Here is a 26160-nt window from a genome sequence, read left to right as displayed (position 1 = left end):
CAGATGGAGCAGAAGAGACAGAACAAACAGAAGAGAAGGGCGGCGTTTACGCTGGCGGAATTTTTGACGGTGATTGCGATTGTCGGTATTCTTGCCAGTCTTTCTTTTGTTGCGGTGATTCATTACCAAAGAAAGCTCCGCCGTCTGGAGATGGATCAGACGGCGAAGGAGATCTTTCTGGCGGCGCAGAATCATCTGACACTGGAAGTCTCCAATGGGACGATTCCGCGTCTGCTCCATATGGAGGCACAGGGGGAATTTTCGGACGATCAAAAGCAGGCAAAGCTGGGAATTTCGGTAGAAAATACAGTGATGGCAGAGGAGAAAGAGGGAAATATCTACGCGGTTCTCTATGTGCCGGAAAAACAGGCAGGGCAGCCTGAATCGGAACAAGAAGAGTCTGGCGGTGAGGCAGCGCTGGTGTCTGCGAATGTGAACGAGGAGATCCGGCAGCGTCTTCTTCCATTTGGATCGATTGATGAGACTGTCCGTGGAGACGGGAGCTATCTTATTTTCTATGATCCGGAGGCAGGACTGGTCCGCGAGGTGTGGTATTCGGATCATTATCAGTTTGTGCAGACAGATATCGGAAGCGAGGCACTTCTGGCGGCGGCGTCTGATGCCGGAAAACGGGAGCGGTTTACGGGTGCTAACTCCAATTATAAGGATCAGAAGCTGCCGATCGGATATTACGCATCAGGAAATCTGGAAGTTCCGGAACTGCCGGTGGAGAAATTCGAGGCACCGACAGTGAAATTGGTGAATGATGATATTTTATATGCGGAAATCGGGGATCCGAATAAAAATGAACATTCGCTGAGCCTGTTTGTAAAGGGAGAAAAGAGCGGTACAACCGGATACATCGAGATCAATCCCCCGGGAACCGGCCGTTCGGCGCGTGTGGCGAAGGTGTCCGGAGCTTCGGGCAATTCGGATGGAACGTATCAGGTCATTCTGGATGACATAGCGGCGCCAGCCGGCACGGGCACAAGTACAGGATTCAAATTTATAGATTTCAACCAGCCGACACAGACGGATATGACATTTCAGCAGGATGAAAGGGGTTTTGCCTCCTTTATTCCGGGCGAAAATATCTTTGTGTACGCGCAGGTTTTCAACAATGAAGCGCTTTCGCAGGTTAAGACGAGCAATATAGAATCCGGCAGCAGCCTCTTTGCATCGATCAGTACGGACCGAAGCGCGGAGATTGGCAGCTTCCGCCATCTGGAAAATCTGGATGAGCGGGTTTCAGGCTGGGATCCGGATCAGCTGTACACTGGGGCGGTGACTACATCCAAAACGGTTACGGCGATGCAGAATAGTGATCTGACCTGGAAAGCGGGAGAAAACATTGCGGACGAGAGCGGTTACTGCGGACATGTGGCGAAGCTGCATACGGCATTTGGCTCGAATTTTTTGAATCAGAATGCGGAAACCATCTCGATTGCCTACCGGGTGACGGATCAAACGAATGCAGATCGGACGAACCCGACGGCACAGGCATATACCACGGAGGCGGGAAGCTATCTTCCGCTTAGTCTGCCGTATCCACTGGATTATCAGGGAAATACATACCGGATTGATGGTCTGCAGGTGGGAAAAACGACGGCAAGTTCAATCACAGCAGTAGATGGGACGGGCGGACTGTTTGGAACGGTAACGCAGGATATGAGTGTTAAAAATCTGCTGATCTGCCAGCCGGTGGTCCGGACGAAGGCGAGTGCAGGTGCTCTGATCGGTGCGGTGACGCCGGGAACGGATTCCCGGGGAACTACGAATCGGGCAACGGTGAAAATTAAAAATGTGCAGATTGAATATCCGCAGGTGCAGGCAGAGCAGACCGGCGCTTCTGCCGGTGCGTTGATCGGCACATTTGAGGGCGGCAGCCTGACCGTCCAGGATGCGCTGGCGGAGAATCATTTCCGTGATAAGCTGGGAAGCAGCACAGAAAAAGCGGCAGATCTGAAGCAGGAGGAAGAAAGCAAATACCGGATCCGCGCTTTAAAGGGAACGGCGGGCGGCCTGATCGGCACGGCAAAGGGAAAAATTTCCCTGACCGACAGCGCAGCGGCACTCTATGTGGAAGGTATGTATGCCGGCGGTCTGGTCGGAACTGCTGAGAAAGCAGCAGCTGCAGCCGCCGCAAGCGGTTCCACGGTGCAGATTCAGAGCTGTTATGTCGGCGGTCATACAGCAAACAAGAAGTTTGATACCTCCCAAAAACCAGGGAATGGGGCAAACGCCAATACAGCCTTTGAGAATCTTACCGGACGTTATAACGTAGCGGCATATACCGGCGGATTTGCAGGGGGTCTCGCCGCACAGCTTCCGGCAGACAGTCAGATAGCGAATACATATGTGTCGGCGTCGGTGTATTCGCCGACGGCTGAGAAAAAATCGGATGAAACGGAAAATGGAAGCGGAACGGCAGCGGATGAAACAGAGAATCCGGCGCTGAAAGCACCTGCGTTTGTTGCGTTCTATGATTATGCAAATAGAACGGATGGAAGGCTGCCGTCGGAGAGGAGCGGTACGGGAACAAACAAAAAATCAGTTTATCCGGGCTGTTATGTGTGCAGTAAGGTGAATGAGAAGTATGTGCTCGCATACGCAGAAGAGCTTTCAGAACTGTTTGGTGCTGAGGGAACGGGTGCAGACAGCGAGAATACATATCCGTATGATCCAGAATTAAAGAAAGCAGAAATATCGATTTATCCGATGCCGACGATCCAGAAAGTAGCGGAAAAACTTGCTGCGCAGAACGCTTCAAAGGGATTTTCCTGGTTTCTGAATAACCATGTCGGGGACTGGGACAAGGAAGAGAACGAAGAGGCGCTGCATACTGGAAACAGGCTGTATATCGATTATGTCTCTCCGTCTCCGCTTGAAGAAAATCAGAGAATACATCTGATATTTTCGATTACCGGCGAATTGAGCGGTAAAACGATGTGGTATGTTCTCCAAGTCAATACGGGTGATTTGCAGGAAAATACTCTGAGAATGGGATCAAAATTTTGCTTTGTAGATACGGAAGAGAAAGCTGCCAGCTGTGTAAAAAATGAGGCAAATGGCAGTTGGACGAGATTTGCCGACAAAAACAGGGTAAATCGTTTTGAAATAGGCATAACGGAAGAGAAAAAGTTGAAATTGCGTTTCTATCTGGATGATTTATCACGCGAGGGTGGAAATTTCTGTAGTCTGGGTACCGGGGAAGGTTATCAGCCGGGCGGTTACATAAATGGAGAAAATGTTACCGTAAAATTGAGCGAGGATGGCTATCCACCGACAGAAAATACAAGGCTCTCATATAAGTTCAACAGTTGTTTTGCCGATGTAATTGAACCCAATGATGATGGAACGGATACCTATACGGTTAAGGTTGCCAATGGGCGTCATCTGCAGAATCTGAATTTCTGCGGAAAAGACTATGGGGGATTAAAGATTACACGGGTTATCCAGACTGATAATATTCTCTGGCAGGAGGATGATTCGATTATCTCACAGACGGAAGCGTATTGCAAAGAGGTGGAAGCTGCGTACGGAAATATGACGATCTACAGTCCGGGAAATTCCAATTATGTAGGTGGAAGTTTCTGGCCGATTAACAACCCGGATATTATCTCTTATAATGCGGAAGTGGATGAGAAAGAAAAAGCAAAACTGGGTGAATGCTATACGATTGCAGGGTTAAAGATAACTCCTGTTGCCCGGGATGGTGCAGCTTTGTTTCAGAAGACGGATCATCTGACGATATCAAACTTGAATCTGAAGGATCCGGACATTTCCTGTCAGGAGCAGAATACAGCAGGGCTAGTGGCACAGGCAGGTACTTCGGCGGACAGCTATCTAACGATTAAAAATATCCATATATATGGAGAAAAGTCCCGGATTTCTGGAACTATGGCAACAGGCGCGGTGGTTGGGAGCGCGAATAATGGCAGTCTGACACTCGAACATGTAGTTGTAGATGCACCGACGCTGCAAATAAGCGGAGGAAAAACCGGAGGCTTGATCGGGGAGGCAAAAGTAAGTGATTTAGTGATGAATCACGTATATGTTTCAGGAAAAAATGCACGGATACAGGGAACTGATGATAGCGGAGGTCTGGTCGGCTTTGCCGAGAGCTCTGGTCAGATGAAGCTGGAAAACAGTTTCTTCTCTGGATATGTGGATACAACTGAAACCGCTGGAGGTTTGTATGGATATCTGAAAAACAACCAGAATGGCGGAACTGCCGGGAAAGAATTCAGCATTGAAAACAGTTATGTCGGCGGACGGAACCGCCCTTACGGTTATACGGAAAGTGGTGCGGAAGTGCTGTCAGATAGAAAGAATGTGTCAGGCGGCCGGTGTGCCGGAGGTCTGGTGGGAAGGATGTATGGTCCGATTTCGGTAATACGGAGTTTCAGTGCAGCGGATGTGTGTGGAAAAACATATAATGCCATCGCAGGTGGTTTATTTGGAAAATATGATTCTGCAAAACTGGTTCTTTCAAACTGCTATACAACAGGAAGTGTGAAAGCGGCTGGAACCTCAATGTTCCTTGGACACTATATTGGCCTGTTGAACGATATCTGGTGGTGGTGGCCGGACGCCCACATTCTTTCGGTCCCGGAAGAATGCTGGTATCTGCCAAAGCTAAGCGACGCAATCATCGGTGTACCTTATGTGGACGGCAGCTCTGTAAAGGGCAGCTATTCCAGTATTACTAGGACGAGTGCCGCTGACCTGTCCTCCAAAACAGGCACAAATGGCGTTGATCAGACGATTGTAATAGATTATTCTCTGCAAGGAAAAGCATATCCATATCCAATTTGGACGATCTATGAACCAACAGTTTGGCAGACTGGCACACGCCTGTATGTGGGCGACTGGGATTAGGAAATTAAGAAAAATTAGAAAACGATTGAAAACTGGAAACAGGCGCTATTTTACATACCGGGCGGAACCATCAAATTTTTGCCCGGCAGGCAGGATAGCGCTTGTTTTTATCTCAGTCGAGAAGACTCCCACCTCTTCAGGTGGTGAGTAATAGCAAATTTGTCTCAGTGGGAGTTGGGTCTCCGACTGAGATAAACGCTCCGCGAGGATGCGCAGTGATTCTGCACAGAATAAGTGTTTTACTTGCATATAGGAATTTTCTGAACTGAAAATTCCGTACGATACAGCTCTGGCAGCAGATTTTGCCGATTTGGAATGCGAAGCATCGGCAAAATCCCGTTGCTGAGAACAGTATAAGTGAACAGCAACGAATATGTCAGCTTCGCTGACCAGAATCACGCGCCAAGTCTCACGGACGTTCGACTTGAAAAAAATGCCGGATGGGCAATCAGCGAAATTCTCCAATTCCCTGATGTAAATGCAGACAAAATATGGTATGATATAAGGTACGAGATTTCGAACCGACGGAACTGTGGGAAGACGAAGCAGTTACCGGGACAGGATAATGAAACGGCAGGTGATAGGAATGAAAGAGAGAATTAACCGGCTGGCGAAGGGAATCATCGATTCGGAACAGCCGAAGATGACCTGGTCGCCTGAAAAGATAGACGAGACGCTGCGGATGAATACCCTGGTGCAGAGAAATTTATGGATCGGGAGCGAAAATGGATTAAGTGTGAAGGGATTTGTGTATTCCTCGAACCTGCGGGTGCGGATTCCAGGGGATAACAATTCGTTTGGCGGACTTCGGTGCCGGATCGTATATGAAGTGGACACTTCGTTCCTGACGGCAGGCGACACGATCACGGGTTCTTTTTATCTGGTGACAAACTGCGGGGAAGAGGAGATTCCGTATGAGTTTCACGTCGAGGTGGCAGACGCCGGGAAGACTTTAGGTGATCTGAAAACGGCGGAAGATTTTCTGCACGTCGCGGAAAATGATATGGAGACGGCGCTCCGGCTTTTGGAGTACCCGGATTTTGTGGAAGTGCCGTTTATGCAGGATCTGCATGTGCGCGCACTCTATGACGGCCTGAAGGGGCACGGCAGCCGGGCAAATTTTATGGAAGAATTTCTGGTTGGACTGGGCGTGAAAAAGCCGGTCAGTCTGACGATCCCGGGCAAGGCGCGCATATATACCGATCTGGCTGAAAGCGTTGAGGACACCATCGAGATCCGGATGGATAACTGGGGCAGTGTGTACCTGGAGGTGACGGCAGACGGCGAGTTCCTCCATTTGCCAAAGAAGAGTGCGACGCAGGCGGATTTTGAAGATGGTCTGCTCCGTCTTCCGGTACGGATTCTGGCGGAACGGCTGCATGCCGGAAAGAATTTCGGTGCCGTCCTGATTCACACTGCCAGAGAAACCGTGCGGATCCCGATCGAGGCATCGGCTGCCGATGCGGGCGGATGCGACCGGGCACATATGTCATTCCAGAAAGAGCTTGGAAATTATCTGACTGCCCGTCTGGCGTATGAAAATGGGATCGGCGGCACGGAGGCGGTTCACCAGATGCAGCGGGAGCTGGATCTGATGAAAATGACGCACTATGACGCGGGACTGCGGCTTTTGCAGGCGGAATTATACCTTTTGACTGATCGGCGCGAGAAAGCGCAGACGATTTTAAAGGAGCTGCAGGATTCAGCGGCGCTTAAAATATCGGGCGACCGGAAGCTTAACTGCCTGTACCGCTATCTGTACGTGACGCTGACCGGCAATGCCGAGCAGAAGGACACTTTGATCCGCCTGCTGCAGCAGTATGCGTCGGAGGAGACGGGCAGCAGCCTGTTTTATTATCTGATGCTTCTGCGTCTGGATGAGGAATTGCAGAAAAATCCGGTTACGGTGCTGATCAGCATGGAGCAGGAGTTTAAGGACGGCTGTCACAGCCCATTCCTCTATGCGGCGGGACTGAAACTTCTGGAGAGTGATCCGATCCTTTTAGACAATGCGGGCAATTTTGAGCTTCATGCCCTGTACTATGGGGCACGCCGGAAAATCATCAGCCGCGAGCTGGCACTGGCGGCGGTCCGGGTAGTGCGTGCGTCCCGTTCGTACCGGGAGTTTTACAGACGTCTTTTGACGGAACTTTACGGGCTGTATCCGGAGACGGAGATTCTGGAGGCGCTCTGTGCAATGCTGATCCGGGGAGACTGCCGGGAGACAGCCTGTTTTGAATGGTATAGCCGGGCGCTGGAGGCAGATTTGAGCCTGACGCGCCTGTATGAATATTATTTATATGCGATGCCGGAGAATTATGACCGCCTGATGTCGCGGGAGGTGTTTTTATACTTTTCGTATTCGGCAAATTTGGATGCGGGGTCACAGGCGAAGCTTTATGCGAACCTTCTTACCTATGGAACGCCGGATTCGGATATTTACCGGATGTACGAGCGGGCGATGGAAGAGTTTGCGGTGGATCAGCTTTTCAAGGAACGGATAGACGGTGCCCTGGCGGTCCTGTACCGGAAATTGATCTATCCGGAACTGATCGATACGCAGATGGCGCGTGTCCTGCCGGGGATTTTGAAATCCTGCCGGGTAGAATGCCGGGAACCGGCGATGAAATACGTGGTGGTGCGCCATGAGGAGCAGATGACGGAGGACGCGTATGTGCTGAACGAGGGCACGGCGTATGTGCCGCTGTTTTCGGAGCGCGATCTGGTTCTATTCCAGGATGAAAATGAGACGCGGTATGCGCGGGTAAATTGCGCCATCCAGCCGGTATTTACGGATATGGAGGAACTTATACAGACCTGTTTTGAAATGAATCCGATGCACCCGTTCCTCTTTATGAATGCGTGTGCAAAAGCCTGCCGCAAGGAGGTGCTGACCGGGGACGATGCGATCCTTTTGGAGCACGCGGATCAGAAGATGGAGCTGCATCCGCTGTTTAGGGCAAAGGTGCTGTCAGCGATCGTGCGGTATTACAAGACGATGGCGGACGGGACTGAGGATGCGAAAAGGGATGGAAGTGTTTCTTACCTTCTGAGCCTTGATAAGGATCAGCTGACGCGGGATGAGAGAAACGGCGTCTGCGGGACACTGATCCGGTGCGGGCATTTCAGCGAGGCCTATGAGATGGTGTGCCGGTATGGTCTGGAAGGTCTGCCGGTCAATCTGCTGCTGCGGCTTTGCGGGAGAATGCTGCTTCAAAATCTCTTTGACCGGGATGACCACCTGCTTTATCTGACCTGGTATGTCTTTGAACACGAGAAGCCGGACAGTGTGATTCTCGATTATCTCTGCGAACATTTCAACGGTACGGTGGACCAGATGTACCGTGTCCTGATGCAGGGACTGCGGCTCCGGGTGGAGACGTATGATCTGGAGGAACGGCTGGTGGCGCAGATGCTCTTTACCGGCAATACAGCAAAGTTAGACCGGGTGTTCGAGCTTTATGCGTCACGCAAGAAAACCGGGGAAAATATCGTGCGCGCGTATTTTACGGTCAAGAGCGTGGAATATTTTCTGGAAAACCGTCCGACGGACGACAAGGTGTTCGCATTTTTGGAGGGTGCTGTGCAGGGAAGCTCTGATCGGGAGCGGATCCCGGATATTTATCTGCTGGCGCTGACAAAGTATTATGCGACGCTGCCGGAGCTTTCGGAGGAACAGCGGCGTCTGTGCCAGTCGGTGGTGGACGTGCTTTTAGATGCGGGCATGATTTTTGCCTATTTTAAGGATCTGGCGCGGTTTATCCATATCCCGGGCAATATTTTAGATAAAGAAATCATCGAGTATCACGGAAACCGGGCGGTGCGCCCGTATCTGCGGCTGCGGATTCTGCCGCAGGAGGAAGAGTTCCACTATGAGGAAATGCGTCTTGTTTACCGGGATATTTACATCCGTGAAAAGGTGATTTTTGAGGGCGAGACGCTGGAATATCAGATCGAAGAGGAAGAGGACGGCGTCCGGAAGACGAAAGAAAAGGGAGAGATTTCCTGCCGGGAGATTCCGGGACGCAGCCGGGAAAGCCGGTTTGCGGCGCTCAATGAGATGAGTCTTTCTTTAAAAGTAAATAACGAGACGGCGCTTCGGGAAAAGATGCGGGAGTACCAGAAGAGAGATGCGGCGGTAAGCGCACTTTTCCCGATCGTCTGAGGAAAGGGACAGACGGACAAACGATAGATGAATGGACTTATAATTGGCATGGATCTGTGCGATTCATGCACACATATATCCTGTCAGGGTCAGGATACGATCTGGTCTTTTCCGACCCGGATCGGAAAAGAACCGGATTCGGATGTCTGGCGGGTGGCGGAGGAGAGTGCCGGGGGCGCGTTAGAGGGCATGGTGGTGGAAGATAAGCTGCTTTCCCTGGCGATGAAGGACGGCACCGCTACGATCGACGGCGTCCGCTACGAGGGCTTATATCTGCTGAAAATGTTCCTGAAGCAGGTGCTTGCGATTCCCAGACAGGCGTCCGGAAAAGAAGAGATAGAAAACCTGGTGATCACGGTGCCAAAGCTTGAGGTAAAGCTGCTGGACTGCCTGATGTATTGTGCCGATTTTCTGGAAATCGACCGGAGCCGGGTGCATGTGATCAGTCACGCGGAGAGCTTTGTATATTACGTGATGAGCCAGAAACGGGAAGTCTGGAGCAATCAGGTGGGAATGTTTGAGCTTTCGGAGAATGGTCTTCATTATTATGAATTGAGAGTGCAGCGCGGGCTGCGCCAGATGCAGGTGGTCGCGGATCAGGAGGAGCTGGAGGAGTCGTTCCACTTAAATGTGCTGGACAGCGACGCGGGCATCCAGATGGCAGACAGGATTCTTTCCTCCTGTGCGGAACGGCTGCTGCAGAAGCGCCTGTTTTCAGCGATCATCCTGACAGGCAGGGGATTTGCACAGACGGACTGGGCGTCAGATTTTATGCAGCAGATCTGCAAACGGCGCCGGGTGTTTGCGGAGATGGATGTATTTACCCGAGGGGCGCTGATCCGCTCGGAAGATCTCTGTGAAGCGCAGAGTGCGTACCATTTTACCTGTATCTGTGAGGGGCGGCTGAAAACAACGGTTTCCTTAAAGATTCAGGAGCGTGAGAAAGAGGGACAGCTGGTGCTGGCATCCGCCGGGGACAGCTGGTATGAGACGAAAATGACGGCGGAATTTATTGTGTCGGGCACGCCGGAGGTGGAATTTTCACTCCAGCCGCTGGAACCGCGCAAAAAGAAGACGGTGAAGATTCCGCTCGAGGGATTCCCGAAACGCCCGGACCGGACGACCCGGATCGAGATGGCATTTGGATTTACCGGGGAAGACACGATGATCGTCATGATACGTGATTTGGGATTTGGAGAATTGTTTCCGGCGACAAACCGGATGATTAAACAAGAGGTTTCATTATGAGTCTGATACTTTGCCGGCAGGAGCCGGTTCGACATCCTTTTTACATAGAACAGCTGGGCGTCCATATCGCATCGTCGCAGGAGCTGTGTTATGTCATTTATCAGAATCCGCTTCTGGTGCTGGATGGATTTGTGGATGACCGCCTGATTGAGTTTATCCGTTCGGAGCTGGGTCTTTCGTTTCTGGCCGGCAAACTGGAGGCATGGCAGCACAGCGGCGAGAATCAGGACGAGCTGCCGATCGTGATTCTGCAGGAGTGCTGTTATTATACGGCGAAGGAGATTGCAGCGTACCGCCAGAAATTGGCGGCATTTCGAAAAATGAATGCGGCGGAGTTCCGGAAGGAGACGGCGGATTACTATTTCCGCCTGCGGCAGTTTGGGACGGCGATCTATTACTACAACCGGATTCTGGAGGACTGGCGGGTCAAATCGCTGACTGACGAATTTACCGCGAAGATCTGGAACAATATCGGGGCAGCGTATGCCGGGATTTTCTGGTTTGAGAAAGCGTTTACCGCTTATGAAATGGCGTACAATTTCGACAAGAGCCCGGAGATGCTGAAGCACCTGTACCAGCTTGCCTTGATTGACCCGAAGCTGGAGCTTAAGGAGCGCCATGCGGCTGCGATGACGCCGGAACAGAAGGAGATCTGGAAACGGGAACTCGACGAGGCGAACCAGACCGCAGAGAAGTGCGGGAATGTCCGCATGGTCGAAACGATGTTTGACCGCAATCCGGTCCGGCGGATGGAGAGTGCGGGAGAACTTTTAAATGGGTGGAAGCAGGAGTATCGGAAGATGCTCTAATTTTGCTCGCGCCAGTGTCCTTTCCAGGTATACCCGGTCATCAAGATCATTCCTAGTTACCATTTCTTTACGAAAGGAGTATTCCTATGCGCCTTCTGATTGTCCGCCATGCGGATCCTGATTACTCGATTGATTCCCTGACACCGGCTGGCTGGGAGGAAGCAAAGCTTCTGGCAGACCGTCTGGCACCGGTTCTGGTGGCGGCTTATTATGTATCGCCGCTGGGGCGTGCGAAGGACACGGCGTCCCTGACCTTAAAACAAGCTTGCCGCACGGCAGAAACCTGCAGCTGGCTGCGTGAATTTGCTCCCCAGGCGGTACATCCGGGAAAGGATTCCGGGCATTGTGTCTGGGACTGGCTGCCGGATGCGTGGATGGCGGAGCCGAAGTATTTTGATAAAGATCACTGGCATGAAACAGAAGTCTTTCGGAACGCCCATGTAAAGGAAGAGTACGACTGGGTGACTGGAGAGCTTGACCGGCTGCTCAGACGGCACGGATATGTGAGAAATGGATTGTTTTACCGAGCCGTGGCACCGAATGAGGACACGATTGTGTTATTCTGTCATTTTGGCGTCGAGTGCGTCCTGCTTTCCCATCTCTTAAATATCTCTCCGATGCAGCTCTGGCACGGAACCTGTGCGGCGCCGTCGTCGGTGACGGTGCTCTATACAGAAGAGCGCCGCTCCGGCGTCGCATTCTTCCGCATGAGCAGTTTTGGGGATGTTTCCCATCTGTATGCGGGTGGACGCGAGCCGTCGTTTGCGGCGCGGTTCTGTGAGGTGTATACACGGTTTGACCAGCGGCATGACTGATGGACGTTCGACTTGAACATTATGTATCGCTATCATTTCACTCAGCGGACAAATAAATTTTGTGTGAGACGCTATTTACTGCTCAACACCCCTATATTTTTAATCAACACCGAGATTGTCCCGTCCATGTTGGTGATAAACTCCACATGGTCGGGATTTCTGTATTCTTCCATCGGGATCGAGATCTCGATGCCGGTGTCAGTGTACAGCTTCTGTTTCTGGAATTTCTTGATCGTCTGCTCATTTTTCGGCGCGACCGTCTCGTAGGAGAGGTTGTAGCGGTCGAGTTTTTCATCCAGCTCCTCGAGCATCTCCGGGCTTCCGGGAAATACTTTTTCGCGCAGTTCGGATACCTTGATTTCGCCCTGTTCCTCTAATTCATTACAGATAATGTCTTTGATTTCCATCTTTTTCTGTGCATTCTCGTCGCCGTAATATTTTTTGGCAACCTGATCGACGGCGCGGGTGACGATGTCGAGCTTGGATTTCTGGGAGAGCGGGGCGCGGCATTCGAGGAAGAGCTCGGAGAAATAGAAGCATTTTTCGCCGTTGACCTCATATTTTTTCTCAGCCAGAATCAGGGAGCCGTCGGAGAGATCGAGGACAAACGCCTCGGAGAGGCGCTGTCCCTGTCCCGGAAGCAGTGCGCGCTGTAAAATGATCTCGTTGCTGTTGCCGCCGTCCGTTTCCCTGGTCTGATGTGTGTAGGAGGTCTTGTAGTTCATCTTTAAGAATGCCAGATAATCCTTGCCCTTGCAGCCGAACACGGTCATCGCCACATCGGCGGCTGGAATGTCAATATTCGCATTCATGATGTCGTAGAGGCGCTCGGCGAGCTGTTTGCTCGTCTCGACGAAATTATCCGGGGTGCAGTTTTGCAGCAGCTCTTTGACCTCGGATCCTTCTGCAAATGTACAGTGCTTGACATCGTCACTTTCCGTTATTTTCTCGATATGCGCTTTCAGGAAGTCGGAGAAATCGGGTCCGACCTCCATGCTCTGGTCGGAGAGAACCGGGATTCCCACCGAAGAATCGAGGATGTGTACGATGGCTGCCTTTAAAATCATATCTTCACTTTTCAATGTTATCTTACCTCCAGGTTATAACTTCTTTTGTAGAACCATTCTCGACGCACTCAAAGGAAACGGAGTCGCCTGCCTGCACGAACGGAAGCCGCTCGGAAACGGTGATCGCAGCGGTGTAGACGCTGTCGGTGCGGTCATCGGTCAGCGTGAAATAGTAGTAGGTGTTACCGGAAACGACGACATTCTCGATCGCCTCGACCGTGCCGGAGACAGTTTCGCTTGCCGCCGGTTCCTTGGCAGTCGGATCTTCGATTTCCTCCTGTCCCAGCGTCTCACGGTAATTGCGCTTCGCCTCATCGATCGTCTGTCCGGTGCCGACGATCTGGTACTGCGCGACATCGACGAACGCATACATTTTCACAAGCCCTGCAGCATCTTTCAGGGAAATGAAATATGCCGGTCGTCCGGAAATATTTAAGAGAAGCGGGAAGGTCGCACTGTAATTTAAGTGCTGCACCTGTCCGCGCGCGGAATCCATTGCGGCGAGCTCGGTGGCGCCCGGAACGGTGTAAAATTTCGTTTCTTTCGTCCGCAGGTTGACGAGGACGAAGCCAATGTTCGACTCATCTGAGGTTACAGAGCTCATGCCGGTGTACAGCCACACATCGTCGTCGATGGCGAGATAGTTGTAGCCGTAGGTCGTCCGACGCACGCCGCGCTGACCGAAGATAGAGTTTAAATAACCATTCTGGAATCTGCCGTTGTCGTCGAGCTGTTCCATGATGAGGTTCGAATCATAGAGCTGGTCGATCCACTGCGGGACATCCGCCTTGGCGTACCACTTAGATTCGCCGGTCTCAGCATTGACGAGGATCGCGCCGTCGATGTCCTTGCCGTTCCACCAGCCGATCCGGTAGGCGATGGTCGGCGCCACCCAGTATGGGTTTCCATCGTCGTCGATCTCGAAGGAGACCGTCTCAAACATCCGTGTTGGGTAGCAGAAACGGATGTAGCGGTTGATATTGCGGAAGAAATATTCACTGGTGGAATACTTCATGCCGGAGGACAGCCAGACGAGATCGGTATTCTGATCGACCATATTGACAGCAATGTATGCCGGAAGTCCCTTCTTCTGGTTGTACAGCCACTTGATCGGGTCGGCATAGCGCAAAGGCGTCACGCGGTACGGTGTCCCCTTGTAGTTGATCTGTGTGTAATTTTCCTGAATCTCAAACTGGGAGACCAGGTCGGTCATCTCACCGAGCTTTTTGCTTCCGAGCCGGGAGGCGGTATCCTTATCAACGACCGGGATTTGCGACATGCCAAGCTCTGCGACATCTGAGGCAAAATCGCCCTCGGTAACGGTGATTAGATCGCGGTAGCGGGACGCATTAAAAAGCTGGATGCCCGCCGCGGAGGCGATCAGGGAAAAGAAGATCAGGACAGCGATCGCGATCATGCCATATTTGCACGGGCGTCCCATCGCCTTAAAACCGGCAAACGGACTGCCGGAGGCGTCGGCGTACTTGCGCCGCAGAACCATCCGCCCGGTTACCGGGTCGCGCACGATCTCGACGCCGCGGTTTTGCTGCATTGTTTTCAGGAATATGAGAATGCTTTCCATAAAGTTGACTGCCAGTACAATCAGAATGCAGATAATCAGAAATACGATGAAATCGTGATCGTGCAGGTTGATGGCTGGCATCATGGTGTAGAATACCAGAAAAATAAGGACGGCAGAGAGAAACAGACGCCCAAACGCCGAAGTGAATTTTTTCAAAATAGAACCCTCCTGACTCGTTTTATGATAAAAAATAGCTGTTCCCATGAAAAAAAGGATTTCGCTGATTGTAAATGTGATAGAACTCTATTGTATCGCACGACGGGAGATAAAATCAAGCCCGGTAACGGAATTTGCCGTGGCTTCGCATTTAAATACGGCAAATTCCCGGGTTGAAGTCGGGAAAAAAACAGTTGTCCTTCCGCCGAAAATATGCTATGATTACTATGTTTATTCAGGAGGTGCGAAGATGATCAAGACGATCCTTACGATCATATTTATTATTATCTGTGTATTCCTGTCGGCGGTAATCCTACTGCAGGAGGGCAAATCGGCAGGTCTGTCCGGTTCCATCGGCGGTATGGCTGACAGCTACTGGGGCAGAAATAAAAGCCGTTCTATGGAAGGAAAGCTGGAGAAGCTGACCAAATATGCTGCAATTCTGTGGCTGATCCTTGCATTAGTTTTGAATTTGAAATTCCTGTAAGGAACCTTTAAGAGGCTGTCGCGTGGCAGCGGGATCTGTTTCCTGAATCTGATATTTGCCGGTGGTTTCCGAGCAGATGCAGGGGTGAGAGGCAGAGAGCGCTGGACGTGGCAGCTTTTTTTCATAGGAAATGGCGCGAGAATGTGAATTAAGAAAGAGAAGTGAGATAGATTTGAACATATTTGATAAAATCATGGAAAAAATAAAGAGAAGCGAGGCTCAGAAATACGCAAAACAGCAGAAGCGCCAGGCGCAGATGCAGAGTGCGGCAGCTTCACAGAAAGAGGAAGGACAGAAAATGCCGGAAAATCGCAGGAGAGAAAGAGAGGCGTTTGAAAAACGTCAGCAGACGGAGATGAAGCTCTCGGATGAGATGCTGGAGACGATCCGGAAAAATGCAGAACAGCGGTTTGCGATGCGGAAAGAAGAAGCGCGGGAAGAGAAAATGTCCGGAGAAAGCCGGGAGAGCAGCGTACGGCGCCAGATTGACGGGGATGGGCTGATCGGCGAGTGGGAAGAGAGGTACGGAAAAAAGAAGAAAAAACCGGAGCGTGCGAAAGGTCCGAAAGAGGAATCGGTGCGCCAGAAAAAGGATAAAGCGGGAAAGAAAGACCGTGATCGAAAGCTTGAGCGTGAGATGGATAAGAAGCGCGAAAAGCGCGGCAAGAAGGAGCGTGAGGATGCTGGCGTTTCCGAGGAGGAGTTTACCCGCCGCTGCAAGATGATTCAGGATGTCATGAATGAACCGGCATACGTGCCGATGAAGCTGAAGGAGCTGGCACTTCTTTTAAATATTCCGAAGGAACAGCGCCGGGAGCTGCAGCGGGTTATCGATCATCTGCTGGAAGAGGGAAAAATCAGCATGTCCCGCAAGGGCAAGCTGGGACGCCCGGAGACATTTTCAGAGGCAGGTATTTATTCGGGACACCCGAAAGGCTTCGGTTTCGTGGCAATCGAGGGACGTGAGCAGGATGTGTTCGTTCCGCGTGAAAAAACAAAGGGCGCGATGCACGGCGATAAGGTGCTGGTTGTGATTGAGCAGGAGAGCGACGGCGGACGCAGAGCTGAGGGAAGTATCGTGCGGATCCTGGAGCACGCCAATCAGGAGCTGGTTGGTCTGTATGAGAAAAACGGCGGTTTCGGCTTTGTGATCCCGGACAATCCACGGATTTCACGCGACATTTTCATCCCGCAGGGGTGTGACGCGGGCGCAGTGACCGGTCATAAGGTCATCGTGAAGATCAAGGATTACGGAAACAGCCCGGATAAGAAGCCGGAGGGCGTGATCACCAGTATTCTCGGACATATGAACGATCCGGGAGTCGATATTTTATCGATCGTGAAAGCATACGGTCTGCCGGAAGAATTTCCGCCGGAGGTCATGGCGCAGCTTGAAGAGATCCCGGATGCCGTCCGCGAGGAGGACAAGGCGGGACGCAAGGATCTGCGCGATCTGCCGACAGTCACGATTGATGGTGAGGAAGCGAAAGATCTCGACGATGCGATCACGCTGGAGAAGACGGAGCAGGGTTACCGGCTCGGTGTACACATCGCGGATGTGACCCATTATGTCCGCGAGGGCAGCCCGCTTGATCGCGAGGCATTAAAGCGCGGAACGAGCGTGTATCTGACCGACCGCGTCATTCCGATGCTGCCGCATAAACTCTCAAACGGTATCTGTTCCCTGAATCAGGGCGAGGATCGCCTGGCGCTGAGCTGTATCATGGAGATCAATGACAAAGGCGTCGTGCTCGGACATGAGATTGCAGAGACATTGATCCGCGTCGATCGCCGGATGACGTATACGGCGGTCAATGCGATCATCACGGATGATGATGCAGAGACAAAGGAGAAATATAAGGAATTTGTGGATTTATTCCTGCAAATGAAAGAACTTTCGCAGCTTCTTTGCAAGAGACGCCAGGAGCGCGGTGCGATCGACTTCGACTTTCCAGAGAGCAAGATTTTACTCGACGCCAAAGGACGCCCGATCGAGATCAAGCCGTATGAGCGCAACGCGGCGACGAAGCTTATCGAGGATTTCATGCTGATGGCAAATGAGACGGTAGCCGAGGACTATTATTGGCAGGAAATTCCGTTCCTCTACCGAATCCATGAGAAACCGGATGAGGAGAAGATGGCGAAACTAGGCACGTTCATCAACAACTTCGGATATACATTGCGGATGCCGGGCGGCGAAGTCCATCCGAAAGAGCTGCAAAAGCTGCTTGAAAAGATAGAGGGCACGCCGGAGGAGGCATTGCTCAGCCGTCTGACGCTGCGCTCCATGAAACAGGCGAAATATTCGACCTTGAACTCCGGTCATTTTGGATTGGCGGCGAAATACTATACCCATTTCACCTCCCCGATCCGCCGTTATCCGGATCTGCAGATCCACCGGATCATCAAAGAATGCCTCCACGGCAATATGGATGCGCGAAAAACCGCCCATTTTGAGAAAATCCTGCCGGAAGTGGCAGTCCAGACCTCGGCCCTGGAGCGCCGCGCTGACGAAGCCGAGCGCGAAACCGATAAGATGAAGAAAGTCCAGTACATGGAACATTACATCGGAGAAGAATTCGAGGGAGTCATTTCCGGTGTCACCAACTGGGGCTTCTATGTCGAGCTGCCGAACACGGTTGAAGGATTAGTTCATGTCAATGAACTGCGCGGCGACTATTTCGTATTTGACGAAGCACACTATGAGCTGGTCGGAGAGATGACGAGAAAGACGTACAAACTCGGTCAGACCATCCGCGTCCGCGTGACGGCCTGCGACCGGTATGCGAGGACGATTGATTTTATGCCGGCAGTGTACTGGAAGTAGGAGATTGTAAAATAAGATGTAAAAAGTAGAGAGGAAAAGAGGGATTAAAATGGGAGCAGGAATCAAGATGGTGGCGAACAATAAGAAAGCCTACCATGATTATTTTATTGATGATAAATTCGAAGCCGGGATTGAGTTGTTCGGTACCGAGGTTAAATCGATCCGCATGGGTAAATGCAGCATCAAGGAAGCATTTATCAAGATCGAGAGCGACGGTCAGGTGTATGTATTCGGCATGCATATCAGTCCATATGAGAAGGGAAATATCTTTAATAAAGATCCGCTGCGTGTGCGGAAACTCCTTCTTCACAAACTGGAGATCCGCCGCCTGATGTCGATGATCAAAGAAAAAGGATACACGCTGGTACCGCTGCAGGTGTATTTTAAAGGAAGTCTCGTAAAAGTGGAGATTGGTCTGGCACGTGGTAAGAAGCTGTATGATAAGAGAGACGATCTGGCGAAAAAGGACGCGAAGCGGGAGATTGACCGGGCGTTTAAGGCGAGACAGAAATAAAAGAAAAGATTCCATCTATGTACCGACTTCCAAATGTTAGACCTAAAAATCTAACGATTGGAGGTCGGTATTTTTGCGGCTAAATATTCTTTTGAACTTAAATTTCTGTTTCGTTGTAAAAACAACTGAATTTCTGCCGGTATTTTTTTATAATACGCTTGTAAAGCTAAGAAAGACAAAAAGCCGGAAGCCTGGAAGTGCGCGAATGTGTTCTTGAACGTGAGGGTGCCGCAGGTTAGAAATAATGGCAGTTGATTGCAGAACAACGAAAAGGAGTTATAAAGTATGGAGCGGAAAATGTTTTGTTACCAGTGTGAGCAGACGGCAGGCTGTACGGCCTGTACCGGCAGTGCCGGTGTGTGCGGCAAGAGAGCGGACACCGCCAGACTGCAGGATAAGCTGACGGGTGCGCTGATTGGCCTTGCAAGAGCGACGGAAGGCAATGAATACCTGATTACCGGGGATACCAGCAGGCTTGTATTGGAAGGATTGTTTACCACGGTAACAAATGTGAATTTTAACAATGACACCATCACTGAATTGATCCGGCGGGTTGAAAAAGAGAGAGAACGCCTGGTGCCTGATTGTTTCGTGTGCACGGTCTCCTGCGGCAAAAATAACAATTATGATATGAATAATCTCTGGGAGGCAGACGAGGATGTCCGTTCTCTGAAATCGCTGATTTTGTTCGGAATCCGCGGCGTTGCGGCGTATGCTTACCACGCGGCCGTTCTGGGATATACCGATGACACGATCAATCGCTTCTTTTTTAAGGCGCTCTTTGCGATTGGCATGGATGACTGGGGCATGGACGAGCTGCTTCCGATTGTCCTGGAAGTGGGTGAAATCAACCTCAAGTGCATGGCGCTTCTGGATCGGGCCAACACCGAAACTTATGGAAATCCTGTTCCGACGCAGGTGCCTCTGACCGTGGAGAAAGGCCCGTTTATCGTTATCAGCGGCCATGATTTATACGATTTAAAACAGCTCCTTGAGCAGACGAAAGATAAGGGCATCAACATCTACACTCACGGTGAAATGCTTCCGGCGCACGCTTATCCGGAACTGAAAAAGTATCCTCACCTGAAGGGCAATTTCGGCACGGCATGGCAGAACCAGCAGAAGGAATTTGCAGATATTCCGGCTCCGGTTCTCTTTACGACGAACTGCCTGATGCCTCCGAAAAAGAGCTATGCCGACCGGGTGTTTACGACGGAAGTCGTGTCCTATCCGGAAATGGTACACATCGGCAAAGAGAGAGATTTTACGCCGGTTATTGAAAAGGCACTTTCACTGGGCGGTTATCCTGAGGATATGCATTTTACAGGCATAAACGGCGGCAAAACAGTCATGACTGGATTTTCCCACCATGCGGTTCTTTCAGTGGCGGATACGGTCATCGATGCCGTTAAATCGGGAGCCATCAAACATTTCTTTCTGGTCGGCGGATGTGACGGTGCCAAGCCGGGACGCAATTATTATACCGAATTTGTAAAGCAGACACCGGCAGACAGCATTGTTCTGACCCTTGCCTGCGGCAAATACCGGTTCAATGATCTGGATCTGGGTACGATTGGCGGTCTTCCGAGAATAATGGATATGGGACAGTGCAACGATGCTTACAGCGCCATCAAGGTTGCGGTGGCACTGGCAGAAGCATTTGACTGCGGTGTCAACGATCTGCCGCTTTCCATGGTGCTCTCCTGGTATGAGCAGAAAGCAGTGTGTATCCTGCTGACACTGCTTCATCTGGGGATCAAAAATATTCTCCTCGGACCGTCCCTTCCGGCATTTATCTCTCCGAATGTGCTGCAGTATCTGGTGGAAAATTATAACATTGCACCGATCAGCACACCGGAGGAGGATCTGCACAGATGATATTGGGCGCGAGTGCAAAAGCCCCGATCGAGGGGACAATTGTACGTCTCTATTCTTTTGTAACGTGCAGCTATGAATTTGACAATGCTCGGACGATTCTGTATGCGTATGAGACAACGGAATAATTAAGGATGAAAAAGGAAATAGATAAAAAGAAGTCGTGATAATATAATAAGGACGCAGAACCGCCGCAAAAAAGTATAAATAAAAAGGCAGCTATAAAACAGATAAAGAAATTCAAAGAAATATCTGTTTTACAGCTGCTTTTTATTTACAGGCTTGTGCGATATATTTTAAACTGCTTCCTGTTTCTGCAGTTTCGTCAATTTCCGCCAGATGGTAAAAAGCATCGTTCCAAAGCAGGCAATTCCGCCGACAAAGTTGGAAATCGGTTCGGCGGCGAATACGCCGTTGGTGCCCATTCCGAACATACCTGGCAGCAGGATTGTCAGCGGAACGACGATGATTACTTTTCGGAAAATAGAGAAAAAGATCGCTTTTTTGGATTCGCCCAGACCGACGAAAATCGACTGTCCGGAGAATTGGAGCGACATCATAAAGAATCCGAAAAAGTATAAGCGGATCGCCGGAATACCTGCTGCAATGAGTTCTGCATCCTGATTAAAAATGCGGATAAAGAATGCTGGGAAACCATCGACGATCAGCCAGATACCGGTCGTATATAAAATTGCAATAAAAGAGGTAAAGACGATTGCCTTTTTAACGCGGCCGTATTCTTTCGCCCCATAATTGAAACCGAGCACCGGCTGGGCGCTGTGGGTAACGCCGGTTACCGGAAGAGTTGCAATTTCACGGATGGAGTTGATAACGGTCATAACACCGACGTAGAGATCGCCGCCGTATACCTGTAAGGTTGCGTTGCACATGATCTGGACGGTGCAGTTGGTGATCGCCATCGTGAAACCGGACAGACCGAGTCCGACGATTTTCCGGATCCTCCGTGCGGAAAGGTGCATCGAAGAACGTCTCAGTTTCAGGATTGTTTTGTCACTGGTTAAAAACCGCAGAATCCAGATGGCAGAGAGAAGCTGCGACAGGATGGTGGCGAGCGCCGCGCCGCGGATTCCCATGTGAAGCATAAAGATAAAAATCGGGTCGAGCAGGATATTGGCGGCAGCGCCCAAAAGGACGGTCATCATGCCGATGCGCCCGAATCCCTGTGAATTGATGAACGAGTTCATGCCGAGTCCGACCATCACGAACAGGCTGCCGAGCAGATAGATTGTAATGTAGGCGTCTGCATATGGATAAGTAGCGTCGCTGGCTCCGAACAGATACAGCATTGGTTTGCGGAATATCAGGCAGAGTACGGTCAGAAGCACACCGGAAATAACCATCATGGAGAAGGAATTTCCCATGATTGCCTCGGCTTCTTTGATATCCCCGCGTCCGCGCTCAATTGAGCAGAGCGGCGCACCGCCCATGCCAAACAGGTTGGCAAATGCGATGACGAGCGTGATGATCGGCAGCGAAAGCCCGATGCCGGTCAAAGATAGGGTGGCATGATCGGGTATGCGTCCGATGTAGATGCGGTCAACGATGTTGTACAGGACATTGATAAGCTGCGCCAACGTCATCGGGATCGCGAGATTCATGATATTTTTAACGATACTTCCTTTGGAAAAATCGTTCTGTGTATTGGAAGCACTCATACAAACTCCTTTTTTCTTGCGTTTGGATACAATCTGATATTATAATAAGGAAAAAGAAATTTGTCCAGAGAGAAAGTTATTCAAAAGAGATTCAAAAAGGAAGTATATTATTAAAAAAGGCGTTTTATTGAAATGGAGATTACTCTGATTGATGAAAAACTTGGTTTTTAAACGAATCGATATTGCACAAATAAGAGATTTGTGCTATTCTCAAAGAAAACGAAAGGGGTATGTATTATGCCGAGAGGACCGAAACGTTCTGCATTAGAAGTAAACAAAGAGAAGCTGGCATCGGTAGAAGAGAAGCTGGCTAAATTAGAAGAAACCGTTAAAGCTCTGAAAGCAGAGAAAAAGGAATTAGCGGCTGAGATTCGTAAAGCTGAATTAAGCGAATTACTGGATGCGATCGAAGAGAGCAATTTAAGCGTAAACGATGTTCATGAGTTTATTAAACAGAATTCTGAGCAGAAATAAATTAAAAAGTGATAAATCATTGTATTCAAAGAATGAAAAGAGAACTGGAAATTAGGGACATCCTGATTTCTGGTTCTCTCTTTTTGTTTGCGTAAAGACGTTTGCAAACGAGAAACATATGAAAGAATGCCGATGTATAAACAGAGGGTTGTTTGAATCGGATTTGAGCCGGGATTGGCGGATGAAATCGGCTTAATGATAAAAAGGAACCGTGCAAAAGAAAGGTGCATATGCTACAATAGGAATATTCAATCAGAGGAACTTGAGATGACTTCTTTGATCAAATCGGTACCTCAAAGAGAAATAGAAGGAAAAAAACAAGGTTCCGGGAAAAGAACCGCTCAGATGTTAAAAAAGAAAGAGAAGGGAATGAATATGGATCATAATACGCTACTTGGGGTTTTGATTCCGTTTGTCGGTACGACGGCGGGAGCAGCTTGCGTCTTTTTTTTGAAAAATGAGTTAAAGCCGATCATCCAGAAAACGCTTTTGGGGTTCGCATCGGGAGTGATGGTGGCGGCGTCGGTCTGGTCACTTTTAATTCCATCGATGAATATGTGCGAAGCAATGGGGCGTCTGGCATTTCTGCCGGCATCTATTGGGTTTATGGTGGGTATTCTGATGCTGCTTTTGCTGGATCGCCTGATTCCGCATCTGCATCTGGGAAGTGATGAGCCGGAGGGACATATGTGCGGGCTCAAGAAGACAACGATGCTGGTTCTGGCGGTCACACTTCACAATATCCCGGAGGGGATGGCAGTCGGAGTGGTATTTGCCGGATTCTTAGCAGAAAAGAGCGGCATCACGCTTGCAGCGGCGCTGGCACTTTCACTTGGAATTGCGATTCAGAACTTCCCGGAGGGAGCGATCATTTCCCTGCCGCTTCGGAGTGAGTCGGGGATGAGCCGGAAAAAGGCATTTGCGATGGGAACACTCTCTGGTATCGTCGAGCCGATCGGGGCGCTTGCGACGATCGCCGCGTACCGCTATCTGGAATCGGTTCTGCCGGTTCTCCTGGCGCTTGCAGCAGGGGCGATGATTTACGTGGTTGTGGAGGAACTGATTCCAGAGTCGGCGCAGGGCAGTCATTCCGATATGGGAACGATCGGATTTGCGGTTGGATTTGTGCTGATGATGATTCTGGATGTGGCGCTGGGATAAAAGAAAGCTGGCAGTGCTGGCATGGAATCCGGCTGCCTGAAAAGCGAACATTTGTTCTGAAAAATGCGTTGCAAAATTTTTGAATTTATGTAATAATATTTGTAGCTGTTCAGTAGGTCCACGCATTTACTGCGCTGACCGTACGAAAACATGGGCTAGCAGGCAAAAATCCCATTGCCGCAGGCAATTTTTAATGGATTTTTGCGCGTGACGGTGAAGGTACTGAACAGTTACTAATATTTTATAGTAAATGAGAACGGTTTACTACTTTTTCGGTAATGAAAAGTCTATAAAACAATGGCTGGCGGGTGTGATGCCAGAGAGTTAGAATGTTCTATTTGCATGATTTCAAAGTCATAAAATAAATACATATTATAAGTAGAAGAAATCAGCTTGACCTGTGAAATAAAAGCTGCCGTTTGCATCACTCGTGTAAATGGCAGCAAATATGATTCCCAGGTCGGGCACAGGAGGAATGAATCTATGGGTAAAACACAGTATGATGCGGACAGCATAACGGTCCTGGAGGGACTGGAGGCTGTCCGTAAGCGTCCTGGTATGTATATAGGAAGTGTGGGAACGAAGGGACTGAATCACCTGATCTATGAGATCGTGGACAACTCGGTCGATGAGCACCTGGCGGGTGCCTGTTCCCAGATCCGCGTGACACTGGAGGCGGACGGCTCCTGCACCGTCCGGGACAATGGACGCGGTATTCCGGTGGAGATGCATAAAAAGGGTGTGGCGGCGGAGCGAATCGTACTCTCGACCCTGCACGCGGGCGGCAAGTTTGACAACAATGCGTACAAGACGAGCGGTGGTCTGCACGGCGTCGGTTCGTCGGTTGTCAACGCCCTCTCAGCGCATCTGGAGGTCAATATATATAAGAATGGACAGATCCATCACGATGCGTATGAGCGCGGCATCCCGACGGTTGAGCTGATCGATGGTCTTCTGCCGGTGGTTGGAAAGACAAGAGAGACCGGAACGGAGATCAATTTTCTGCCGGATCCGGAGATTTTTGAAAAAACGCGGTTCAAGGCGGACTGGCTCAAGAGCCGCCTGCATGAGACGGCATATCTGAACCCAAAGCTGACGATTCTTTATGAGAATAAGCGGGCGGGCGAGGCTGAAAAGGTGACTTATTCGGAGCCGGACGGCATCGTGGCGTATGTGCGTGAGCTGAACAGCACGAAGACGCCGATTCATGATCCGATTTATTTCAAGGGCGTCAGCGACCAGATCGAGGTTGAAGTGGCATTCCAGTTTGTCGATGCATTTGAGGAAAATGTACTCGGCTTCTGCAACAATATTTTCACACAGGAGGGCGGCACGCATCTGGCGGGCTTTAAGACACGTTTTACCCAGATGATCAACAGCTATGCGAAAGAACTGGGAATCCTGAAGGAAAAAGATACAAAATTTACGGGACCGGATACGAGAAATGGCATGACGGCGGTTGTGGCGGTCAAGCATCCGGATCCGATCTTTGAGGGGCAGACGAAGACAAAGCTGGCGAGTGCCGATGCGACAAAAGCGGTGTTCAGCGTGACAGGGGAGGAGCTGCAGCTTTATTTTGACCGGAATTTAGAGGTGTTGAAGGCGATCATCGCCTGTGCGGAGAAATCTGCAAAGATCCGGAAGGCGGAGGAACGTGCCAAGACCAATATGCTGACGAAATCCCGTTTTTCCTTTGACAGCAACGGAAAGCTGGCAAACTGTGAGAGCCGCGAGGCGGAGAAGTGTGAGATTTTCATTGTCGAGGGAGATTCCGCGGGCGGTTCAGCCAAGATGGGACGAAACCGCCGCTATCAGGCGATCCTGCCGATCCGGGGCAAGATTTTAAATGTGGAAAAAGCTTCGATGGACAAGGTATTGGCGAATGCCGAGATCAAGACGATGATCAATGCGTTCGGCTGCGGTTTTTCGGAAGGATACGGCAATGATTTCGATATTGCGAAGCTGCGTTATCACAAGATCGTCCTGATGACGGATGCCGATGTGGACGGAAGTCATATTGATACGCTGCTTCTGACGTTTCTTTACCGCTTTATGCCGGAATTGATTCAGAACGGGCACGTATATATTGCGATGCCGCCGTTATTTAAGGTGATTCCGAAAAAGGGAAAAGAAGAGTATCTATACGATGAAAAAGCATTGGAGCGCTACCGCAGAACCCACACAGGGGAATTTACCCTGCAGCGCTACAAAGGTCTGGGCGAGATGGATGCGGAACAGCTCTGGGAGACGACGTTAAACCCGGAGAACCGTGTGCTCAAGCGTGTGGAGATCGAGGATGCCCGGATGGCGTCGGAGATCACGGAGATGCTGATGGGAAGCGATGTGCCGCCGAGACGGCAGTTTATCTACGATCACGCAGATGAGGCGGAGATAGATGCTTAATAGAAAGATTATGAGTAACT

The 26160-nt window shown here is 50.4% G+C and carries 16 protein-coding genes; 13 read left to right on the top strand and 3 right to left on the bottom strand.

The window, feature by feature from the left end:
• The first annotated feature begins 3 nt into the window (after positions 1 to 3).
• The 5 genes from C7U56_RS02785 to C7U56_RS02760 all read left to right on the top strand — a co-directional run bounded on the left by C7U56_RS02785 (position 4) and on the right by C7U56_RS02760 (position 11918).
• Entirely contained in the window at positions 4 to 4881 is a 4878-nt protein-coding gene (locus C7U56_RS02785) for a type II secretion system protein (protein ID WP_107000040.1), read from the top strand.
• Positions 4882 to 5467: 586 nt separating this feature from the next.
• Positions 5468 to 9046: a DUF5717 family protein gene (locus C7U56_RS02775; protein WP_107000038.1), complete on the top strand. Its 3579-nt coding sequence runs from the start codon at positions 5468 to 5470 to the stop codon at positions 9044 to 9046.
• 27 nt (positions 9047 to 9073) lie between these two features.
• Positions 9074 to 10294, top strand: a complete 1221-nt coding sequence (locus C7U56_RS02770) for a DUF5716 family protein (protein WP_107000037.1) — start codon at positions 9074 to 9076, stop codon at positions 10292 to 10294.
• Positions 10291 to 11103, top strand: coding sequence for a hypothetical protein (locus C7U56_RS02765; RefSeq protein ID WP_107000036.1), 813 nt, complete (start codon positions 10291 to 10293; stop codon positions 11101 to 11103). Before C7U56_RS02770 ends, C7U56_RS02765 begins: the two co-directional genes overlap by 4 nt.
• Positions 11104 to 11189: 86 nt before the next feature.
• Positions 11190 to 11918, top strand: coding sequence for a histidine phosphatase family protein (locus C7U56_RS02760; protein ID WP_107000035.1), 729 nt, complete (start codon positions 11190 to 11192; stop codon positions 11916 to 11918).
• 71 nt (positions 11919 to 11989) lie between these two features.
• Here C7U56_RS02760 and C7U56_RS02755 read toward each other — a convergent pair whose 3' ends face one another.
• The gene (locus C7U56_RS02755; RefSeq protein ID WP_107000034.1) at positions 11990 to 13000 is read right to left on the bottom strand and encodes a nucleoid-associated protein; all 1011 of its coding nucleotides are present in this window, start codon (positions 12998 to 13000) and stop codon (positions 11990 to 11992) included.
• A 7-nt stretch (positions 13001 to 13007) separates the two neighbouring features.
• Entirely contained in the window at positions 13008 to 14723 is a 1716-nt protein-coding gene (locus C7U56_RS02750; protein WP_233430159.1) for a CvpA family protein, read from the bottom strand.
• Positions 14724 to 14973: 250 nt separating this feature from the next.
• Here C7U56_RS02750 and secG point away from each other — a divergent pair, with 250 nt between their 5' ends.
• From secG to C7U56_RS16100, 5 genes are all read left to right on the top strand, one after another.
• Positions 14974 to 15210 (top strand): preprotein translocase subunit SecG, encoded by a 237-nt coding sequence (gene secG, locus C7U56_RS02745; protein WP_107000428.1) that lies wholly within the window; start codon positions 14974 to 14976, stop codon positions 15208 to 15210.
• Between the two features lie 721 nt (positions 15211 to 15931).
• Positions 15932 to 18037: a ribonuclease R gene (gene rnr, locus C7U56_RS02740; protein WP_107000427.1), complete on the top strand. Its 2106-nt coding sequence runs from the start codon at positions 15932 to 15934 to the stop codon at positions 18035 to 18037.
• Between the two features lie 49 nt (positions 18038 to 18086).
• A complete protein-coding gene (gene smpB, locus C7U56_RS02735) occupies positions 18087 to 18551 on the top strand; it encodes an SsrA-binding protein SmpB (protein ID WP_107000032.1) in 465 nt (154 codons plus the stop codon).
• A gap of 285 nt (positions 18552 to 18836) precedes the next feature.
• Positions 18837 to 20429, top strand: coding sequence for a hydroxylamine reductase (hcp, locus tag C7U56_RS02730; protein ID WP_181357148.1), 1593 nt, complete (start codon positions 18837 to 18839; stop codon positions 20427 to 20429).
• On the top strand, positions 20426 to 20554 hold the full coding sequence (locus tag C7U56_RS16100; RefSeq protein WP_265104141.1) for a hypothetical protein: 129 nt from the start codon (positions 20426 to 20428) through the stop codon (positions 20552 to 20554). Before hcp ends, C7U56_RS16100 begins: the two co-directional genes overlap by 4 nt.
• 168 nt (positions 20555 to 20722) lie before the next feature.
• On the opposite strand, the gene C7U56_RS02720 is transcribed toward C7U56_RS16100, so the two are convergent.
• Positions 20723 to 22102 (bottom strand): MATE family efflux transporter, encoded by a 1380-nt coding sequence (locus C7U56_RS02720; protein WP_107000031.1) that lies wholly within the window; start codon positions 22100 to 22102, stop codon positions 20723 to 20725.
• A 237-nt stretch (positions 22103 to 22339) separates the two neighbouring features.
• On the opposite strand from C7U56_RS02720, the gene C7U56_RS02715 reads away from it, so the two are divergent.
• The 3 genes from C7U56_RS02715 (at position 22340) to C7U56_RS02705 (ending at position 26140) form a co-directional block, all read left to right on the top strand.
• On the top strand, positions 22340 to 22576 hold the full coding sequence (locus C7U56_RS02715; protein ID WP_107000030.1) for a hypothetical protein: 237 nt from the start codon (positions 22340 to 22342) through the stop codon (positions 22574 to 22576).
• A gap of 375 nt (positions 22577 to 22951) precedes the next feature.
• A complete protein-coding gene (locus C7U56_RS02710) occupies positions 22952 to 23737 on the top strand; it encodes a ZIP family metal transporter (protein WP_107000425.1) in 786 nt (261 codons plus the stop codon).
• A gap of 483 nt (positions 23738 to 24220) precedes the next feature.
• Positions 24221 to 26140, top strand: coding sequence for a DNA gyrase/topoisomerase IV subunit B (locus tag C7U56_RS02705; RefSeq protein WP_107000029.1), 1920 nt, complete (start codon positions 24221 to 24223; stop codon positions 26138 to 26140).
• The last annotated feature ends 20 nt before the right edge of the window (positions 26141 to 26160 follow it).

The sequence above is a fragment of the Clostridium fessum genome, assembly GCF_003024715.1.
In the GTDB taxonomy this organism is placed as follows: domain Bacteria; phylum Bacillota; class Clostridia; order Lachnospirales; family Lachnospiraceae; genus Otoolea; species Otoolea fessa.
The sequence above is the reverse complement of the archived record's forward strand: the minus strand, read 5'-3'. Positions and strand labels throughout refer to the sequence as shown.

Excerpts from the sequence above, each read along its gene's own strand:
- C7U56_RS02785 (WP_107000040.1), top strand. The coding sequence starts at position 4 with ATGGAGCAGAAGAGACAGAACAAACAGAAGAGAAGGGCGGCGTTTACG.
- C7U56_RS02775 (WP_107000038.1), top strand. The coding sequence starts at position 5,468 with ATGAAAGAGAGAATTAACCGGCTGGCGAAGGGAATCATCGATTCGGAA.
- C7U56_RS02770 (WP_107000037.1), top strand. The coding sequence starts at position 9,074 with ATGAATGGACTTATAATTGGCATGGATCTGTGCGATTCATGCACACAT.
- C7U56_RS02765 (WP_107000036.1), top strand. The coding sequence starts at position 10,291 with ATGAGTCTGATACTTTGCCGGCAGGAGCCGGTTCGACATCCTTTTTAC.
- C7U56_RS02760 (WP_107000035.1), top strand. The coding sequence starts at position 11,190 with ATGCGCCTTCTGATTGTCCGCCATGCGGATCCTGATTACTCGATTGAT.
- secG (WP_107000428.1), top strand. The coding sequence starts at position 14,974 with ATGATCAAGACGATCCTTACGATCATATTTATTATTATCTGTGTATTC.
- rnr (WP_107000427.1), top strand. The coding sequence starts at position 15,932 with ATGATTCAGGATGTCATGAATGAACCGGCATACGTGCCGATGAAGCTG.
- smpB (WP_107000032.1), top strand. The coding sequence starts at position 18,087 with ATGGGAGCAGGAATCAAGATGGTGGCGAACAATAAGAAAGCCTACCAT.
- hcp (WP_181357148.1), top strand. The coding sequence starts at position 18,837 with ATGGAGCGGAAAATGTTTTGTTACCAGTGTGAGCAGACGGCAGGCTGT.
- C7U56_RS16100 (WP_265104141.1), top strand. The coding sequence starts at position 20,426 with ATGATATTGGGCGCGAGTGCAAAAGCCCCGATCGAGGGGACAATTGTA.
- C7U56_RS02720 (WP_107000031.1), bottom strand. The coding sequence starts at position 22,102 with ATGAGTGCTTCCAATACACAGAACGATTTTTCCAAAGGAAGTATCGTT.
- C7U56_RS02715 (WP_107000030.1), top strand. The coding sequence starts at position 22,340 with ATGCCGAGAGGACCGAAACGTTCTGCATTAGAAGTAAACAAAGAGAAG.
- C7U56_RS02710 (WP_107000425.1), top strand. The coding sequence starts at position 22,952 with ATGGATCATAATACGCTACTTGGGGTTTTGATTCCGTTTGTCGGTACG.
- C7U56_RS02705 (WP_107000029.1), top strand. The coding sequence starts at position 24,221 with ATGGGTAAAACACAGTATGATGCGGACAGCATAACGGTCCTGGAGGGA.